This window comes from Amycolatopsis sp. NBC_00345 (genome assembly GCF_036116635.1).
Classification (GTDB): domain Bacteria; phylum Actinomycetota; class Actinomycetes; order Mycobacteriales; family Pseudonocardiaceae; genus Amycolatopsis.
In genome coordinates this window covers 4771688-4787662 of record NZ_CP107995.1, presented here as the reverse complement: position 1 = coordinate 4787662, position 15975 = coordinate 4771688, and the positions used below count along the sequence as shown (strand labels likewise).

Annotated in this window: 19 protein-coding genes; 4 read left to right on the top strand and 15 right to left on the bottom strand. The window is 72.6% G+C overall.

Annotated features, from left to right (window positions below; translation table 11 throughout):
• Positions 1-73: 73 nt before the first annotated feature.
• The 3 genes from OG943_RS21155 to OG943_RS21145 form a co-directional block, all read right to left on the bottom strand.
• Complete coding sequence (locus tag OG943_RS21155) at positions 74-1234, bottom strand: CaiB/BaiF CoA transferase family protein (RefSeq protein WP_328611514.1); 1161 nt, start codon at positions 1232-1234, stop codon at positions 74-76.
• A 126-nt stretch (positions 1235-1360) separates the two neighbouring features.
• Positions 1361-2269 (bottom strand): LysR family transcriptional regulator, encoded by a 909-nt coding sequence (locus OG943_RS21150; protein ID WP_328611513.1) that lies wholly within the window; start codon positions 2267-2269, stop codon positions 1361-1363.
• Positions 2270-2446: 177 nt separating this feature from the next.
• Positions 2447-2983 (bottom strand): TetR/AcrR family transcriptional regulator, encoded by a 537-nt coding sequence (locus tag OG943_RS21145; RefSeq protein WP_328611512.1) that lies wholly within the window; start codon positions 2981-2983, stop codon positions 2447-2449.
• A gap of 86 nt (positions 2984-3069) precedes the next feature.
• Between OG943_RS21145 and OG943_RS21140 the strand changes: the two genes are divergently transcribed.
• Positions 3070-3501 (top strand): ester cyclase, encoded by a 432-nt coding sequence (locus tag OG943_RS21140; protein WP_328611511.1) that lies wholly within the window; start codon positions 3070-3072, stop codon positions 3499-3501.
• Here OG943_RS21140 and OG943_RS21135 read toward each other — a convergent pair.
• The 10 genes from OG943_RS21135 to OG943_RS21090 form a co-directional block, all read right to left on the bottom strand.
• Positions 3434-4837, bottom strand: coding sequence for a sensor histidine kinase (locus tag OG943_RS21135; protein ID WP_328611510.1), 1404 nt, complete (start codon positions 4835-4837; stop codon positions 3434-3436). The genes OG943_RS21140 and OG943_RS21135 overlap by 68 nt on opposite strands.
• Entirely contained in the window at positions 4834-5520 is a 687-nt protein-coding gene (locus OG943_RS21130; protein ID WP_328611509.1) for a response regulator transcription factor, read from the bottom strand. Before OG943_RS21130 ends, OG943_RS21135 begins: the two co-directional genes overlap by 4 nt.
• A gap of 51 nt (positions 5521-5571) precedes the next feature.
• Positions 5572-5757, bottom strand: coding sequence for a hypothetical protein (locus OG943_RS21125; RefSeq protein WP_328611508.1), 186 nt, complete (start codon positions 5755-5757; stop codon positions 5572-5574).
• The gene (locus OG943_RS21120; RefSeq protein WP_328611507.1) at positions 5754-6179 is read right to left on the bottom strand and encodes a hypothetical protein; all 426 of its coding nucleotides are present in this window, start codon (positions 6177-6179) and stop codon (positions 5754-5756) included. The genes OG943_RS21125 and OG943_RS21120 overlap by 4 nt, the downstream gene beginning before the upstream one ends.
• A 242-nt stretch (positions 6180-6421) precedes the next feature.
• Positions 6422-7573, bottom strand: coding sequence for a M20 family metallopeptidase (locus tag OG943_RS21115; protein ID WP_328611506.1), 1152 nt, complete (start codon positions 7571-7573; stop codon positions 6422-6424).
• Positions 7570-8577 (bottom strand): ketopantoate reductase family protein, encoded by a 1008-nt coding sequence (locus tag OG943_RS21110; protein WP_328611505.1) that lies wholly within the window; start codon positions 8575-8577, stop codon positions 7570-7572. The genes OG943_RS21115 and OG943_RS21110 overlap by 4 nt, the downstream gene beginning before the upstream one ends.
• The gene (locus tag OG943_RS21105) at positions 8564-9358 is read right to left on the bottom strand and encodes an SDR family NAD(P)-dependent oxidoreductase (protein WP_328611504.1); all 795 of its coding nucleotides are present in this window, start codon (positions 9356-9358) and stop codon (positions 8564-8566) included. The genes OG943_RS21110 and OG943_RS21105 overlap by 14 nt, the downstream gene beginning before the upstream one ends.
• Positions 9358-10671: an MFS transporter gene (locus tag OG943_RS21100; protein ID WP_328611503.1), complete on the bottom strand. Its 1314-nt coding sequence runs from the start codon at positions 10669-10671 to the stop codon at positions 9358-9360. The genes OG943_RS21105 and OG943_RS21100 overlap by 1 nt, the downstream gene beginning before the upstream one ends.
• Positions 10668-11564, bottom strand: coding sequence for a polysaccharide deacetylase family protein (locus OG943_RS21095; RefSeq protein ID WP_328611502.1), 897 nt, complete (start codon positions 11562-11564; stop codon positions 10668-10670). Before OG943_RS21095 ends, OG943_RS21100 begins: the two co-directional genes overlap by 4 nt.
• Positions 11561-12574, bottom strand: a complete 1014-nt coding sequence (locus OG943_RS21090; protein WP_328611501.1) for an Lrp/AsnC family transcriptional regulator — start codon at positions 12572-12574, stop codon at positions 11561-11563. The genes OG943_RS21095 and OG943_RS21090 overlap by 4 nt, the downstream gene beginning before the upstream one ends.
• A 49-nt stretch (positions 12575-12623) precedes the next feature.
• Here OG943_RS21090 and OG943_RS21085 point away from each other — a divergent pair, with 49 nt between their 5' ends.
• From OG943_RS21085 to OG943_RS21075, 3 genes are all read left to right on the top strand, one after another.
• Positions 12624-12785 carry a hypothetical protein gene (locus OG943_RS21085; protein ID WP_328611500.1) on the top strand — a complete coding sequence of 54 codons (162 nt, stop codon included), beginning with the start codon at positions 12624-12626 and terminating at the stop codon, positions 12783-12785.
• A gap of 66 nt (positions 12786-12851) precedes the next feature.
• Positions 12852-13424, top strand: coding sequence for a TetR/AcrR family transcriptional regulator (locus tag OG943_RS21080; protein ID WP_328612121.1), 573 nt, complete (start codon positions 12852-12854; stop codon positions 13422-13424).
• Positions 13425-13461: 37 nt separating this feature from the next.
• Positions 13462-13833: a winged helix-turn-helix transcriptional regulator gene (locus OG943_RS21075; RefSeq protein WP_328611499.1), complete on the top strand. Its 372-nt coding sequence runs from the start codon at positions 13462-13464 to the stop codon at positions 13831-13833.
• Positions 13834-13923: 90 nt separating this feature from the next.
• Here OG943_RS21075 and OG943_RS21070 read toward each other — a convergent pair whose 3' ends face one another.
• Both OG943_RS21070 and OG943_RS21065 read right to left on the bottom strand, forming a co-directional pair.
• Positions 13924-14574: a response regulator transcription factor gene (locus OG943_RS21070; protein WP_328611498.1), complete on the bottom strand. Its 651-nt coding sequence runs from the start codon at positions 14572-14574 to the stop codon at positions 13924-13926.
• Entirely contained in the window at positions 14571-15809 is a 1239-nt protein-coding gene (locus OG943_RS21065) for a sensor histidine kinase (protein WP_328611497.1), read from the bottom strand. The genes OG943_RS21070 and OG943_RS21065 overlap by 4 nt, the downstream gene beginning before the upstream one ends.
• Positions 15810-15975 lie beyond the last annotated feature (166 nt).

Below are 15975 nucleotides of genomic sequence, written 5' to 3'. Positions count from 1 at the left end.
TTCACTTCTCTTCTGTCTCAAGACTTGTGAGTGTTGAAGACGGTTAGAACCGTCATAGACACTCACGAGGGGTTCAGCGGTTCGCCAGCTCGGCCAGCACGGCTTCGGTGTCCTGGCCCGCGACGGGCGCCTGGCGGCGGATCGAGGCCGGGGTGGCGGAGAACCGCACCGGGATCCCGACCGTGCGGATGGTGCCCTCGGTCGGGTGCTCGACGGTGTCGAGCAGGTGGCCTTCGCGGACGTAGGCGTCTTCGTGCGCCTGGTCCAGCTCCAGCACCGGGGCCATCGGGATGCTGTGCTTGGCGCACGCCTCGGCCCACTCGGCGGTGGTCAGCGCCGGGGCGCACTCGTCGATCAGCTCCGCGAGCGCGTCGACGTCGGCGTTGTCGATCGCCTCGCCGTTCACCCGCGGGTCCCCGGCCAGGTCCGGCCGGCCCGCCGCGGCGAAGAAGTCGCGGAAGTTCTGCGGGTTGTAGGGGATCACGCAGGCGAGGCCGTCCTTGGTGGGCGCGGCGCGGTGGCCCTTAGACATCGACAGCGGGAAGCCCGTCGGGCCCTCGGCCGGCTCGAACACGTGCCCGGCGAGGTGCTCGACCAGGTTGAACGCGATCAGCGTGTCGGTCATCGGGATCTCGACCTGCTGGCCCTCACCGGTCTTGTCGCGGTGCAGCAGCGCGGCGAGCACGCTGTAGGCGATGGTCAGCGACGAAACCTTGTCGCCGAGGATCGTCGGCAGGTACACCGGCTTGCCGATCGCGCGGTTCGCGATGTCGACCAGCCCGGACGCGGCCTGCACGGTCTCGTCGTAGGCGGCGTTGCCGGCCCGGTCGGAGTCGCTGCGGAAGCCCTGCGCGTGGGCGTAGACCAGGCGCGGGTTGCGGGCGGCGACCTGGTCGTAGTCCAGGCCGAGCCGGGCCAGCGCGCCGGGGCGCATGTTGGTGATCAGCACGTCGGCGGTCTCGATCAGCGCCAGCGCCTGCTCGCGCTCGCCGGCGTCCTTCAGGTTGAGGGCGACGCTGCGCTTGTTGCGGTTCACGTTCAGGTTGAGCGGGGTCATCCCCGGCGTGGTGCGGTACCGGCCGACCCGCACGGTGTCGGCGGGGGACTCGATCTTGATCACGTCGGCGCCCAGGTCACCGAGGATCTGCGCCGCGTACGGGCCCATCACCACGGTCGAGAGGTCGATCACCCGAACCCCGTCCAGCGGGCCGGCGGCGGTCTTCGTGTCGTCCATCTTCTTCCCTTTCACGCCTGCGGTTTCTTGCTCTGCCACCGAAGTTAGTGGCGAATGCAGGGAAAGGGAATGATCGAGTCGCGAAGAATGGTATGACTGCGGCGGTCATACCATTATTGGGTTATTTCAGCTGGTCAGCGGCTCGGCGAAGACCTCGCGGGCGGCGGCGACCAGTTCCGCGAGGTCGCCGGAGTCGCCCCGGTCACGTCGCCAGACCAGGTTGGTGTCCAGCTCGGGCCGGAAATCCGTGAACGGCAGCACGGCCATGTTCTCCAGCCGGTACAGCTGCATCGGGCTGGCCGCGTCGAGCATGGAAATGGAGAAGGCGAGCCCGGAGGAAATGATTTCGGAAACGCCGCCGTAACCGGTATTGGACAGTTTGATCCGTTTTTTGATGCCGAGTGAGGTCAATTGGTGGTCGAGCTGCTCGAAATACGCCGGGGTGGATTCCTCGGGTGAGGCGACGTAGGCGTAGCCGGCCAGCTCGGACAGGCTCACGGCCTCGCGCCCGGCGAACTGGTCGGCCGGGACGACGGCGCCGAGCCGCTCGGTCATCACCGGCAGCGCGTCGAGCGCCGGGTCGGTGACCGGCATCCGGGCCAGCGCCAGCGCCAGCTTCCCGTCCTGCACGGCGGCGAGCAGGTCGGGGCTCGCGCCGGGCCAGCGCTTCAGCTCGAACCGGTCGCGGACCCGCTCGGCGAGGGCGTTCACACGGTCGCGCAGATCCGGGTGCACGCCCGCGGGCATGCCGAGGAACACGGTGCTGCGCTGGGGTTTCGTCGCCTCGCGCAGCCGCCACGGGATGGCGTTCACCTGCTCCAGGATGTCGCGCGCCAGCGGCAGCAGCGCGGTGCCCGCGGGGGTGAGCGTGACGTGGTGGGTGCTGCGGTCGAACAGCTGCTGGCCCAGCTCGTGCTCCAGGTCCTTGACCCGCTGGCTGAGCGGCGACGCGGCCATGTGCAGCCTGCGGGCGGCGGCGGAGAAGTTCAGCTCCTCTGCGACGGCCACGAAGTAACGAAGGTGCAGCATCTCCACGCCGGTCAGCCTAACCGCCGGTGGCCGCCGGGCCCGGGCCCCGCCACGCCTCGGTGACCGGGTTCACCGAGTCGGGACCACGCGGCCGGCGGCGACGTGGCGCCGGGGCCGGTCGCGGCCGATATCGTCCGGCGAACCGCAATGCGGCTGATCCGGAAACGGTCTGCCTCGTGGGAATCAGGTCGGAGTGCTGCCGCGGCGGAGCAGGGTGAGCAGGTGGTCCGTGCGGGTCTCGGGGGCGCCCGAGAGCGCGATCCCGGTGGCCAGCAGGAGCAGGTCGAGCGGTTCGACGTCGTCGGCGAGGCGGGCCCGGGCAGCGAGGGCGGCCGCGGTGGTGGTGATCGTCTGGTGCCACGCGGTGAACCGGGCCTCGCGCTCGACCGGGTCGTCCGAAATGGACAGTGCCAGGTCGCGTTTGTCCTTGACGTGCTCGACAAACCGGTGCAGCCACTCGTACAGCGCTTCGTCCGGGTCCGGCGCCGACAGCAGCGCCTCGCCTTCCGCGCGCAGTGCGTCGACTTCACCCGCGTAGACGGCGGCGAGCAGTTCGCGGCGGTTCGGGAAGTGCCGGTACATCGTGGCGTTGCCGATGCCGGCCCGCCGCGCGACCCGGTCGAGCGGCGCCCCCGGCCCGTCCTCGGCGAAGACCTCCTTCGCGGCGGCGAGCAGAAGAGCGTGGTTGTCGCGCGCGTCCGCCCGGAGCTGCCTGGCCATCACTCACTCCTTGCCAACCGGGGACATCCCCGCTTAGTGTACGGCGAGCTAGCCGGGGACATCCCCACTTAACCGGAAGGGGTGCCATGAACACGGAACCGAGCGCGGCCGAGGTGCACCGCCTGGTGGTCGAGCACGCCTTCACCGAGGAAGGCCTCCGCTATATCGCCCCGGACGTCGTCGACCACCGCGGCGGCGCGGGCGGTGACCACACGGGCCTCGACGCCTGGCGTGAGAAGTGGGCCGCACTGGCCCGCGGCGATTTCACGCCCGGCCTCCGCGACCTGTCCGTGCGTGTCGACCAGAACGTCAGCGAAGGCGAGTTCTCCGTGAACCGCTACACCAGCTCCGGCACGGAAACCGCCACCGGCCGCCGTTATTCGGTGACGAGCATGGACATGATCCGCGTGCGCGAGGGCCGGATCGTCGAGCACTGGGCGCTGATGGACGTCACGGACCGCGCGGCCCAGTTGGGATCGGCCCAGTTTGGATCGGCACAGCTGCGCTCGGCAGGGTGATCGTGAACGCCGCCCCGCCCTCCGGCGCCGGGCCCGCGGTCAGCGTGCCGCCCATCCGCGTGACGAGCCCGTGCACCAGGGCGAGCCCGATGCCGGAGCCGACCGGGCGGCGGTCCCGGTAGCGGGCGTTCAGCACACCGCGCTGGAACGCCACGTCGTAGTCCTCCGGCGCGAGCCCCGGGCCGCCGTCGCGCACGGACAGCCGCGCGTCCGGTCCCGCGGTGAGGGCGAAGACCACCGGCGCGCCCGCGGGGGTGGCGCGCAGGGCGTTTTCGGCGAGCCCGTCGACGACCTGGTGCAGCCGCCGCGCGTCCGCGACCACGGGCACCGGGCCGTCGGGGACCTGGACGGACAGCGGCACGTTCTCGCGCTCGCACCGCAGCTGCCAGACCTCCGCGCAGTCGCGGACCAGCGCGGTGAGGTCGAGCGTCGCGAGGTCGAGGCGGAACTCGTCGGCGCCTAGGCGGGCGAGTTCGAGCAGGTCGCTGACCAGCCGTTCGAGCCGCTGGGCCTCACGGTGGATGGTCTGCCCGGCGCGGCGCGCGTCCGGGCCCTCGGCGACGCCGTCGGCGATCGCCTCGGCGAAGCCCGTGACCGCGGTGAGCGGCGTGCGCAGTTCGTGCGAAACCGACAGCAGGAACTCGCGCTGCCGGGCCTCGCTGTGGGCGAGCGCGTCGGCCAGCGCGTTCAGTGAACTCGCGACCTCGGCGACCTCGGCCGGGCCTTCCACCGGCACGCGCACGTCGCGCCGTCCGGTGCGCAGGCTCCCGGCGACGGCCGCCGCGCGGCGCAGCGGACGGCCCAGCAGCCGCCCGCTCACGAACCCCGCCACCGCGGCCACGAGCAGCCCGATCCCGAGCGCGAGCGCGATGTTGCGCACCAGTGCGCGTTGGGTGCCTTCGCCGCTGCGAGTGGGCTGGACCAGCGCGAACGCAGCGGCGCCGACGTCACGTACCTCCACGAGGTACTGCTGCGCGTCGACGGTCACCCGCACCGAGCGGTCCTGCCCGGACGCCAGCCCGGCGCGTACGGCCGCGCGCACCGGCACGGCGTCACCGACGTCCTGCCCGCCCGGGCGCCGCACGACGACCGCGATGCCCTGGCCTCGCACCACGTCGGCCATCTTGCCGACGCCGAGCCGGTTGCCGATGCCGGTCGGGTCGAGCTGGCTGGCCACGACGTCGGCCTGCGCCTTCAGGGACTGCTGCAGCACGGTGTCGCCGGTGGTGCGGACCAGCCGGGCCGCCACCAGGCCCGCCACGATCACCGCGACCCCCGCCACGGCCAGGCACACCACAGTGATCCGCAGGGCGAGGGTGGTCCGGCGCCCGCTCATCCGGCGTCCGCCGCGTAACCGATGCTGCGGACCGTCCTGATCGGACTGTGCTCGCCGAGTTTCGCGCGCAGCTGGGCCACATGCACGTCGACGGTGCGCGTGCCGGCCGCCGCGGCGTAGCCCCAGACCGCGCTGAGCAGCTGGTCGCGCGAGAGCACCTGGCCGCGGTGGCGGACCAGGTGCGCGAGCAGGTCGAACTCGGTCGACGTCAGCGTCACCTCCCGCTCGCCCGCCCACACCCGGCGCCCGCCGACGTCCACGCGGACACTGCCGCAGGACTGCGTTTCGCCCGCCCCGGCCACACCGGACGCGCGGCGCAGCACGGTGCGCACGCGCGCGGCCAGCTCACGCGGGCTGAAGGGCTTGGTGAGGTAGTCGTCGGCGCCGATCTCGAGGCCCAGCAAGCGGTCCAGCTCGTCGTCCCGGGCGGTGACGAACAGCACCGGTGTCCAGTCGCCGGCCGCGCGCAGCGCCTTGCAGATCTCGATACCGTCCATTCCGGACAGCCCGATGTCGAGCACCACGGCCACCGGCTTGAGCCGCCGGATCGTGGCGAGCGCGGCCGAGCCGTCGGCCTCCACGTGCACCCCGAACCCGTCGCGCCGCAGGTACAACGCGGCGAGTTCGGCGATCGCGGCCTCGTCCTCCACCACGAGGACGAGGCCGCGGCCAGCTGACCCCATGCGGGCTCCCGTCTCCTCAGACGCCTACGTCGAGGGGAGACGCTACGCGGGTCACGGCGAGCCGTCGCCCGCGATGTCGGAGCCGATGCTGTCGAGGGTCGACTGGATGCCGTTCAGCTCGCTGGTGGCCGCCGCCCCGCCGCTGGGCGTGGCCGAGCCGCCGTCGTCGCACGCGGTGACGCCTAGGAGCACGAGCGCGGCCGCCCCGACCGCGGCCGCGAACCGCGCAGTCCTCACTTCGTCCCCGCGGGCTTGCAGTGCGCCGAGGCGAAGGCGTCGAGCTTCTGCTTGGCGTCGGCGAGCTGGCTGATCCGGCCCTGGCGCTGGTCGGCGCGCTTCTGCAGCCGATCGGCCGCGGCGGTGTGGCCCTTGGCTTTCTGATCGGCCGCGCGGGCCTTCAGGTTCGCCACGGACCCGGCCACCTCGGCGCCGCCGTTGATCCGCTCGGTCAGGTTCTGCGTGCGCTTCTGCAGCTTCGGCACCCAGTCCCCGCAGACCTGCTGCGACTCCTCGGGGCTCAGCGTGATCGGCGCGACCGCCGACGGTGCCGCGGGTGGCGGGCTGCTCTGCGCCGACGCCAGTGGTGTGACCACCAGCAGTCCGGCCGCGACCCCGCCGCCCGCCAGCGCCAGCCGCCGCGTCCAGGTGGTTCCTCGCATGGTCGGTGCTCCTTCTCGTGACCGGTGTCTTCCGGGTACGGGAAGGAGCCTCGCGCCCCGGTGTTCGGGGGGTGTGGGGCGAATGTTCGGGTTCGGTAAAGGCGTTCCGCGTCCGGCTCGCCGCTCACCTCCCGTTCGGGCCGGCCGGGTCCCGATGCGCCCCAATGTGGCGTTCGGTGCGTTCAACGCACCGAACGCCACATTGGGTGCGTTCAACGCAACCAACGCCACATTGGGGCGCTTCAAGCGGCGCCGAGGTGGTGCAGCACCGCCGCGGCCAGCGCGGTGCGTTCCAGCATGCCTTCGACGCTGATGTGCTCGTGCCGGGCGTGCGCGCCGTCGCCGACGGCGCCGAAGCCGTCGAGGACCGGGTGTCCCAGCGCGGCGACGAAGTTGCCGTCGCTGGCGCCGCCGACGGAGCACTCGCGCAGGGTGACGCCGAGGTCCGCGGCCAACCCGCGGGCCACCTCGAACAGGCCCGCGATGGCCTCGGAGCGCTCCATCACCGGCCGGTTCCAGCCGCCCTCCACGGCGACCGTCGCGCGGGGGTCGTGCGCGGTCAGCGCGGCCAGGCCGGCGTCGATCCGGGCGGCCTCCGGCGCGCTGGTCACGCGCACGTCGATCTCGCCCCTGGCCGAGCCCGCGACCACGTTCTGGCGGCTGCCGCCGGAGATCACGCCGACGTTCACCGTCGTGCCCGCCGCCGGGTCGGACAGCGCGTGCAGCGCCAGGATCGCGCGCGCCAGCTCGTCGACGGCGCTCGCGCCCTTCGCCGGGTCGAGGCCCGCGTGCGATTCGACGCCGGTCGCGTGCACCTGGAACAGGCCGACGCCCTTGCGCGCGGTCTTGACCGCGCCGTCCGCGCTCGCCTCGAACACCAGCGTCGCGCGGGTGCCCGCGGCCGCCGCCTCGATCACCGGGCGGGACGCGGGGCTGCCGATCTCCTCGTCGCCGTTGAGCACCAGCCGCACGGCCGGGCGGGGGAGCCCGGCGGCGTCGAGCGCGCGCAGCGCCCACACGGCGTGCACCAGCCCGGACTTCATGTCGAAGACCCCCGGCCCGCTCGCCCGGTCACCGTCCACAGTGAACGGCCACCCGGCGAGCGTGCCCAGCGGCCACACCGTGTCGTAATGGCAGAGCAGGAGGATGGGCTGCTTGCCGGACCCGGGGTAGTCGTAGACCCTGATGTCGCCGTGGCGGCCGCCGCCGACGTCGCGCACGGACGCGGGATCGCCCAGCCGCTCGCGCAGCCAGCCGTCCACCCAGGACAGTCCGCGGTTCAGGCTCTCCTTGTCGTCGCTGGGGGTTTCGATGCCGACGTACTCGGCAAGGTCGGCGAGCAGGTCTTCGCGGTGCGCGCGCACCCACTCGTGCAGGTCCCGGATCCCGGTCACAGGTGCCGCTCCAATTCGGTCAGGTGGTCCTCGGACATGGGGGTGCCGGCCTCGACCTCGGCCAGCCGGGTGAGCATCGACGAGAGCAGCGGCACCTCGACGCCGAGGCGGGCCGCCTCCTCCAGCACCGGCGCGTAGTGGTGGTGCACCTCGACCGGACGGTGCCGGACGGCGATGTCGCGCCAGATCCCGCTGCGGTCCTTCGGCTGTGTGCGCAGCCAGGCCACCAGCCGGTCGGTCGCGGCCTCGCGGCCCGCGGCGCCCGGCTGGTACGCGGCCGGGTCGAACTGGTCGAACGCCTCCAGCGTCCGCGAGCCCGCGACGGAGAACACCTCCGCCGTGATCGTGTGCATCAGCGGGCGGTGCCGGTCGATCAGGCCGGCCATCGGCGCGTCGGCGAGCGCGGTGGTGGTGAGCATCGCGCCGAAGCCGAGCTTCGACCACAGGTAACCCTCGACGTTGGCGGTCGCCTTCGCCGAGCCCCACGCCTGCAGGTCGGCGACGACTTCCTCGACGCGGTCGGTGATCCGGCCGTCCGGCTCGCCGACCACCAGCGCGCCCAGCCCGCCGTCACGTACCACCCCGGGCTCGGCCACGTCGGCGAACAGGTTCACGAACGCGCCGACGGTGCGACCGGCGCCGATGAACGACGCGATCAGCGCCTCGTTGAGCCCGTTCTGCAGCGACACCACGAACCCGTCGCGCGCCAGCCGCGGCTCCAGCCACTGCAGCACCGGCTCGGTCGCCTGCGCCTTCACCGCGAGCAGCACCCGGCCCAGCTCCGGCGGCGCCTCGTCCGGAACGAAGGCCGGGACGTCCACGCGCTGGTCGCCGTCCGGGCGCCGCAGCGTCAGGCCGTGCTCCCTGATCGCGGTGACGTGCGCGGGATCGGCGTCGACGATCACCACCGGGTGCCCGGCGCGTGCGAGGTGGAACGCGAGCGTCCCGCCGATCGCGCCGCCGCCCACCACCGTGTAGGCGCGGCGCTCGTCAGACCCTGACATCGTGCTCTCCTTGCTGTACAACCGTTTCCCCGGACCAGTGCAATGGCAGCCCGGCCGCGCCCGCGGTCGAGCCGCCGTCCACGCGCAGCACCGCGCCGGTGATCCAGCGGGCCTCGTCACCGGCGAGCCAGAACACGGCGTCGGCGATTTCACCCGGCTCACCGCGACGGCCGAGCGGGTTCACCGACACGGCCGCGGCGTAGGACTCGGTGACGGGGTTGGCTTCACTGTCCACAGTGACAAAACCGGGGCTGACGGCGTTCACGCGAATGCCGTGGCCGCCGAGTTCCACCGCGCACGCCTTGGTGACCATCTCCAGCGCGGCCTTCGACGTCGCGTAGTGCGAGGCGCCGGGCCGGGCGCGGGTGGCCGCGCCCGAGGAGATGTTCACCACGGCGCCCGGCATCCGGTTCGCCACGTGCTGCCGTCCGAACGCGACAGTGGTGAGCAGCGCGGCGCGCACGTTGACGTCCTGCACCCGGTCCCAGGTCGCCGCCGTCATCTCCAGCAGCGGGGTCGCGGGGTAGATGCCCGCGGCGTTGACCAGCACGTCCACCGGGCCGGCGCGGTCGACGAGCCCTTCCGCGTAACCGGCGTCCGCGAGGTCGCCCGGCAGTTCGACGACGTCGGCGCCGTGTTTCTCCCGCAGCCGCGAGGCCACTGTGGACAGTTCCGCCGGGCGGAGGTCGGACAGGGCCAGCCGGGCGCCCGCGGCGGCGAACCGGTCCGCGATCGCGGCCCCGATCCCGCCGCCGGCGCCGGTGACGAGCACGTTGCGCACTAGAGTTCCTTACCCTTGGTCTCCGGCATGGTGAGGTACACCGCGACGCCGATCAGCGCGGCGACCGCGACGTACACCCACACGAGATCGCCGTGGTGGTTGGCGTTGAGCCAGGTCGTGACGTACGGCGCGGTGCCGCCGAAGATCGCCACGGCCAGCGCGTACGGCAGGCCGATGCCGGTGGTCCGCACCTCCGCCGGGAACTGCTCGGCCATGACCACCGCGCAGTTGGCCGAGTAGCCGACGATCAGCACCAGGCCGATCAGCTCGATCACGAAAACGCTCCAGAACCCGTTGGCCAGGAAGTGGAACGCGGGCCAGGCGAACACGAGGAACCCGCCGGCGAACACCGTCATCGTCGGCTTACGGCCGATCCGGTCGGACAGCAGCCCGCCGAAGGGCAGCAACACGATGAACACGACCATGGCGAGGGTGTTGGCCAGCAGCGCGGTCTTGAGCGGGATGCCGGTGGACAGGTGCGCGTACGTCGGCATGTAGGTGACCCACACGTAGTAGATCAGCGTGCCGGCGATGGTCACTCCGGCCACACGCAGCGCGGCGCCCGGGTGGTCGCGGACCATCGCGACGAGCGCGTTGCGCCGCGGTCCCTTGTGGATCCGGGTGAACGCCTCGGTCTCGTGCACCGACCGCCGCAGCCACAGCCCGACCAGCCCGAGCAGCCCGGCGAGGCCGAACGCCAGCCGCCAGCCCCAGCCGTGCAGGTCCGAATCGGACAGTGTGGAGTTGAGGATCGTGCCGAGCAGCGCCGCGATGAGCGAGCCCGCGCCCACCGACACCTGCTGCCAGGACCCGGCGAACGCCCGCCGCCCGGCGGCGGCCGACTCGATCAGGAACGCCGACGAGGAGCCGAATTCGCCGCCCGCGGAGAAGCCCTGCACGAGCCGGGCGAGCAGCAGCACGATCGGCGCCGCGACGCCGATGTGGGTGTAGGTCGGGCACACCGCGATGACGATCGACGCCCCGGCCATCAGCGAGATGGTGAGCGTGAGGCCCTTCTTGCGGCCGTGCCGGTCGGCATACGCGCCGAGCACCGCGCCGCCGACCGGGCGCATCACGAACCCGACGGCGAACACGGCCAATGTGGACAATAGTGCCGTGGTGTCGTTGCCACCGGCGAAGAACTGGCCGGCGAAGACGGGGGCGAACGTGGCGTAGACGGCCCAGTCCACCCACTCGACGGTGTTGCCGATGGCACCCGCGAAGATCGCCTTGCGCTGCTGCGGGTTCAGCCGGTGCGTGGCCGCGGCCGTATCTGATGTGGACGAGTCCGATGTGGACGAAACGGTGGTCATGGCTGCTCCCCGGCCGCGGTCAGGACGTGGTCGACGACCTGGGCGTGCGTGGCGAACCACACGCCGTCGTGGCCGCTGATGTACTCGAGCAGTTCGGCGAGCACGGCGAGGCGCGAGCGGTGCCCGATGATGTGCGGGTGCATGGTGAGCTGGAACAGGCCGCCCTCGGCGTACGCGGCGTCGAACTCGTCGCGCCAGATGGTCAGCACCCCGCGCGGCGGCGTGTACGGCCGCAGCGAGGCGAACCGGTCCATCATGAAGTACGGCGCGTCGTCGCGGATCCATTCCACCGGCAGCTCGACGATCCCGGTCGGTTTCCCGTCGGCGAGCAGCTCGTACGGCTCGTCGTCGGCCATCAGCGACGAGTCGTACTTCAGGCCCAGCTCACGCGTGATGTCGAGGGTGTGCGCGGAGAAGTCCCACGACGGCGTGCGGATGCCGACCGGGCGGGTGCCGGCCAGGCGCTCCAGCACGTCCGCGGCACGGAAGGCGAGGTCGCGCTCCTCCTCGGCGGTCAGCGCGGTGTTGCGCTCGTGGATCCAGCCGTGCAGCGCGACCTCGTGCCCGGCGTCCACATAGGACTTGACCTCGCCGTCGTGCAGCAGGGCCGAAACGGCGGGCACGAAGAACGAGGACGGCGCGCCGAAGCGCTCCAGCAGGCGGAGGATGCGCGGGACGCCGACGCGCGCGCCGTACTCGCCCTGCGCGAGCTTGCCGGGCAGCACCTCGCCGTCACGCAGGGCCGGGGTCTCGTGGTCGGAGTCGAAGGACAGCGCCACCGCCACCTTCGCCCCGCCGGGCCACGCGGCCGGGCGCAGCGATCGCCCGGCGCGGACGCGCTCGACGTGCCCCCGCCAGGTCCGCTCGTCCCACAACCACGGTTGCTCCGTCATGCGTCCTCCAAGCTGGCCTGGGGCTCCGGCGTCGGCGCCCAGGCGCGTTTCAGGGTCGAGACCTGCAGGGTCACGTCGGCCTCCCGGAGCCCGGGCAGCGCGCCGACGACGTCGGTGGTGTGGCGGTACAGCTCGCCGTAGTGGCGCAGCACGATCTGGCCGACCAGGTTGAACCGGCCGGTGGTGGCGGACAGGTATTTGGTACCGGGATGCGCGGCCAGCTGCTGGCCCGCGCGGTCGAGGTCCTTGGGCAGCACCGAAAGCCAGAGCATGAACTCCAGCGCGTAGCCGAACATCGCGGGCTCGGCGAGCGTGCGGAAGCGCAGGCAGCCACGGCGCACCAGCGAGTCGACGCGACGGGCCACAGTGGACTCACTGGTGCCCACATGCCGGGAGACCTCCTTGAACGACAGCCGCCCGTCCTCGCCGAGCGCGGCGCAGATCGCCAGGTCCAGCTCGTCGAGCTGCTCCGGCGGCCGTTCCCAGTGCTGCTCCTCGAACGGCCGGACCTCGGCCCCGCGCAGCTCGGCGACGGCCTCCGGGGCCAGTTCGCCGGAGTCCCAGTCGTGGTTGGAGGTGAACGTGCGCATCACCGCGAACGTCTCGGCGTCACGCAGGTGCTCGGCCGCCGGGAAGCCGTCGAGCTGCAGGCGGACGACGTCCTGGTAGGTCGGCAGCACGAACTCGGCCGTGCAGTCGGCGCTGCCGGCGAGCATGGTGGCGTACCGGACGTCGGGCCGCGCGGCCAGCGCCTCGGTGACCGCCGCGGCCGTGCCGGGACGGCACCGCAGCCGCGTCAGCACCGGCACGCCCAGGCCGCACCGCAGCACGTCGATGACGCCGATCACCCGCAGCTGCCCGCTTTCGGTCAGCTGCCCGGCCCGGCGCAGCACCGTGGACTCGCTCGTCCCGACGTGCCGCGCGATCGCGCCCCACGACGCCCGCCCATTGAGCTGCAACGCGGAGACGATCCGCCGGTCCAGCTCGCTCACCTTGGCTTCGTCCTGCATGAGATGCATCCTGAATGCAGGAAAACGTCAAGTCAAGAGGGTTCGATGCATGAAACCTGCGCTGCGGTTGTTCCGCACCGGCCGCACCCGCTCGTGCGAGGAGGTCATCGCGCTGGAACCCGGGCGGCTGGTGCTGGGCCGGTTCGTCACCCGCGCGGTGCGGGGCCTCGTTGCGGCGACCAATGCGGCCGGGGTGGCACCCGGCAAATAGAGTAGGCGCATGTCAGCGCCACGACGGGGGACCACCGGCCGCACCCAGGAGGAGCGCAGCGCCGCGATGCGGGTGCGGCTGCTCGACGCGACCATCGACTGCCTGGTCGAGTACGGCTACGCGGGCACCACGACCACCCGCGTCGCCGTCCGCGCGGGGGTCACGCGCGGCGCGCAGGTGCACCATTTCCCGACGAAGGCCGACCTCGTCACGTCCGCGATCCGTCACCTCGCGGAGAAGCGCACCGAGGTCGCGATGGCCGAGCTGGACCGGCTGCGCGCGTCGGCCGACCCGGTCGGCGACGCGCTGCAGCTGCTCTGGGAGATGCACCAGGGCCCGGTTTTCACCGCGACCGTCGAGCTGTGGGTCGCCTCGCGCACGGACGACGAGCTGCGCCGCCAGATGGCGCTGGTCGAGCCGATCGCCACCGAGAGCCTGGTCGCGTTCGGCCGGGCCGTGCTGCCGGAGCAGGCGAACCACGGCGAGTTCCTGCACTCCGTGTACACCGCCATGGACGTGATCCGCGGCATCCTCATCGCCAGCTGGGCCACCCGCGACCAGGAGGACCTGGAGGCCCGCTGGGGCCGCGCCCGGCGGCACCTGCGCGTGCTGTTCACGGCGCTGCTGGAGTCCGCCTGAGGCTGTTACTCTCCATGGGAAAGTGAGGAGCGGCTGCATGCTGGGGAACCCGTACGACCGCGACTGCCCGACCCGGCAGCTGCTCGACCGCATCGGCGACCAGTGGACGGTGCTCATCGTCGGCGCCCTCGTGGACGGCCCGCTGCGCTTCACCCAGGTCGGCAAGCGCGTCGAGGGCATCTCGCAGAAGGTGCTCACGCAGACCCTGCGCAGCCTGGTCCGCGACGGCATCCTCACCCGCACCGCGTACCCGGTGATCCCGCCGCGGGTGGAGTACGAGCTGACCACGCTGGGCCGCAACCTGTCCGAGCCGCTGGAGCTGCTGGACCGCTGGGCCCGCCGCAACATGGACCAGGTCTCGGCGGCCCGCGAGGCCTTCGACGCGGAGCACACCCCCGCGTCAGCCTGACCTTCCCTCGTCGCTCCCCAGCGGGCGGCGTGCCCTGAAGGCCACCATGAGGGTCGGATATGCCCTCAAGGTGGCCTTCAGGGCCCTACGTCAGCGCGCGACGAGCCCCGCTTCGTGCGCGAGCAGCCCCGCCTGGGTGCGGTTGGCGCATTCGAGCTTCACCAGCATCCGCGAGACGTAGCTCTTCACCGTTGCCTCGGCCAGGTGCAGCCGGGCGGCGATGTCCGCATTGGACAGTCCCTCGCCCAGGCAGGCCAGCACATCGCGTTCGCGCTCGGTCAGGCCCGCGGTGCGGCGGCGGGCGTCGTCGCCGCGTTCGCGGCCGTCCGAGGACAGCGCGACGAGCCGGCGGGCGGCCGAGGGGGAGAGCACCGTGTGCCCGTCGGCGGCCACGCGCACCAATCCGATCAGGTCCTCCGGCGGCGTCGACTTGACCAGGAAGCCCGACGCGCCGGCGCGCAGCGCGCGGATCACGTACGTGTCGGCGTCGAACGTCGTCAGCGCGACCACCGCGGGCGGGTCCGGCAGGGCGGTGATGCGCTCGATCGCGGTCAGCCCGTCGACGCCGGGCATCCGCAGGTCCATCAGCACCACCCGCGGCCGGTGCCGGACGACCGCCTCCACGGCCTCGGCGCCGTCCTGGGCCTGGGCCACCACGTCGATGTCGCCGGCCGAGCCGAGGATCGTCCGCAGGTGGGCGCAGACCATCGGCTCGTCGTCGGCCACGACCACCGTGATCACCGCGGGAGACCCTCCTTCGTCGGGACGTAGGCGGGCAGTATCGCACCGACGGAGAACCCGCCGGCCGGTGCGGGCCCGGCCTCGAGCCGCCCGCCGACCAGCTCCACCCGCTGCCGCAGCCCGCTCAGCCCGGCGCCCGAGCCGGAACCGGCCAGCGCCGGGTCGGGCGGCCGGGTGCCGCGGGTGCTGGTGACCCGCACGTCGAGCCCGCCCGGGTGATAGCGCAGCGAGACCTCGGCCGACGAGCCCGGCGCGTGCTTGCGCACGTTCGTCAGCGCCTCCTGCACCACGCGGTACGCCGTGCGCGCGATCGTCGGGGAGACCGTGCCGGGGTCGCCGGTCACCGAAAGCTCCGTCGCCACCCCGATCGCGACGGACTCGGCGACCAGTCCGGCCGGGTCGCCGACGGGGGCCGGGGCCGGGGCCGTCGCCGGCGACCCAGCCAGTGGCTCGGTGTTGGCGCCATTGCGCAGGACACCGACGAGGTCGCGCAGTTCGTCCAGCGCGTACACGCCCTCGCGGCGGATGTCCTCGGCCGCGGTGCGCACGGCCGGGTCCGCCGACGTGACGCCCAGCGCGCCCGCGTGCAGCACCATCAGGCTCAGCCGGTGGGTGACGACGTCGTGCATCTCGCCCGCGAGCCGCCGCCGTTCCTCCGCGCGGGCCTGCTCGGCGAGCAGGTGCTGCTCGCGCTCGGCGCGGTCGGCGCGGTCGCGCAGGGACCGCAGCAGCTGGCGCCGGGCTTCGTAGTACATCGAGATCGCCACCGGCAGCGCGGTGGCCAGCAGCCCGAACGGGGTGGTGTTCCAGGCCGGGTCCCACGGCCGCGTCGCCAGCAGCGCGAGCACCCCGGCCAGCCACAGCAGCCGCCTGCGGTCCATCAGCCGGGCGGCCTGGGTGAGCACGACCGGGGTGATCGTCGGCACGGTCATCAGCGTCGGCTGGACGGCCGGCACCAGCAGGCCGGGGGAGAACAGGTCGGACGCCAGCATCGCCAGCGCGACCACCACGAGCAGGCTCGTGATCTGAGCGGGGAACCGCAGCAGCAGCACCACGGAGAAGTCGCAGACCAGCTGCAGCACCAGGGGCGCGTACGGCCCGAGGGCGCCGGGGCTCGGGCCCGACGCCAGGAACAGCCCGGTGTCGATCATCGCGAACACGAGCGCGGAGCCCAGCAGCCAGAGCCCGTCGGCCGGTCGCGGCCAGAGCGGGCGCCTGCCGCCGGATTCCTTCACGCGGCCACGGTATCCGCTCGGCCGCGCGCCCGCGCCGGATCCGCACCGGCCGGGGGAGCGCCGTCGACGAAAGTTGCGGATCGTCGTCCGGCGGGCAACTTTCGTCGACCCGATCGGCTACCGATCACGCTTACCCGCACCCGGTCCGGTGCGGTGGAGTCGAGCC

Coding starts and splice junctions, on each gene's coding strand:
- OG943_RS21155 (WP_328611514.1), bottom strand. CDS start 1,234: ATGGACGACACGAAGACCGCCGCCGGCCCGCTGGACGGGGTTCGGGTG.
- OG943_RS21145 (WP_328611512.1), bottom strand. CDS start 2,983: ATGGCCAGGCAGCTCCGGGCGGACGCGCGCGACAACCACGCTCTTCTG.
- OG943_RS21140 (WP_328611511.1), top strand. CDS start 3,070: ATGAACACGGAACCGAGCGCGGCCGAGGTGCACCGCCTGGTGGTCGAG.
- OG943_RS21135 (WP_328611510.1), bottom strand. CDS start 4,837: ATGAGCGGGCGCCGGACCACCCTCGCCCTGCGGATCACTGTGGTGTGC.
- OG943_RS21130 (WP_328611509.1), bottom strand. CDS start 5,520: ATGGGGTCAGCTGGCCGCGGCCTCGTCCTCGTGGTGGAGGACGAGGCC.
- OG943_RS21120 (WP_328611507.1), bottom strand. CDS start 6,179: ATGCGAGGAACCACCTGGACGCGGCGGCTGGCGCTGGCGGGCGGCGGG.
- OG943_RS21110 (WP_328611505.1), bottom strand. CDS start 8,577: ATGTCAGGGTCTGACGAGCGCCGCGCCTACACGGTGGTGGGCGGCGGC.
- OG943_RS21100 (WP_328611503.1), bottom strand. CDS start 10,671: ATGACCACCGTTTCGTCCACATCGGACTCGTCCACATCAGATACGGCC.
- OG943_RS21095 (WP_328611502.1), bottom strand. CDS start 11,564: ATGACGGAGCAACCGTGGTTGTGGGACGAGCGGACCTGGCGGGGGCAC.
- OG943_RS21090 (WP_328611501.1), bottom strand. CDS start 12,574: ATGCAGGACGAAGCCAAGGTGAGCGAGCTGGACCGGCGGATCGTCTCC.
- OG943_RS21085 (WP_328611500.1), top strand. CDS start 12,624: ATGAAACCTGCGCTGCGGTTGTTCCGCACCGGCCGCACCCGCTCGTGC.
- OG943_RS21080 (WP_328612121.1), top strand. CDS start 12,852: ATGCGGGTGCGGCTGCTCGACGCGACCATCGACTGCCTGGTCGAGTAC.
- OG943_RS21075 (WP_328611499.1), top strand. CDS start 13,462: ATGCTGGGGAACCCGTACGACCGCGACTGCCCGACCCGGCAGCTGCTC.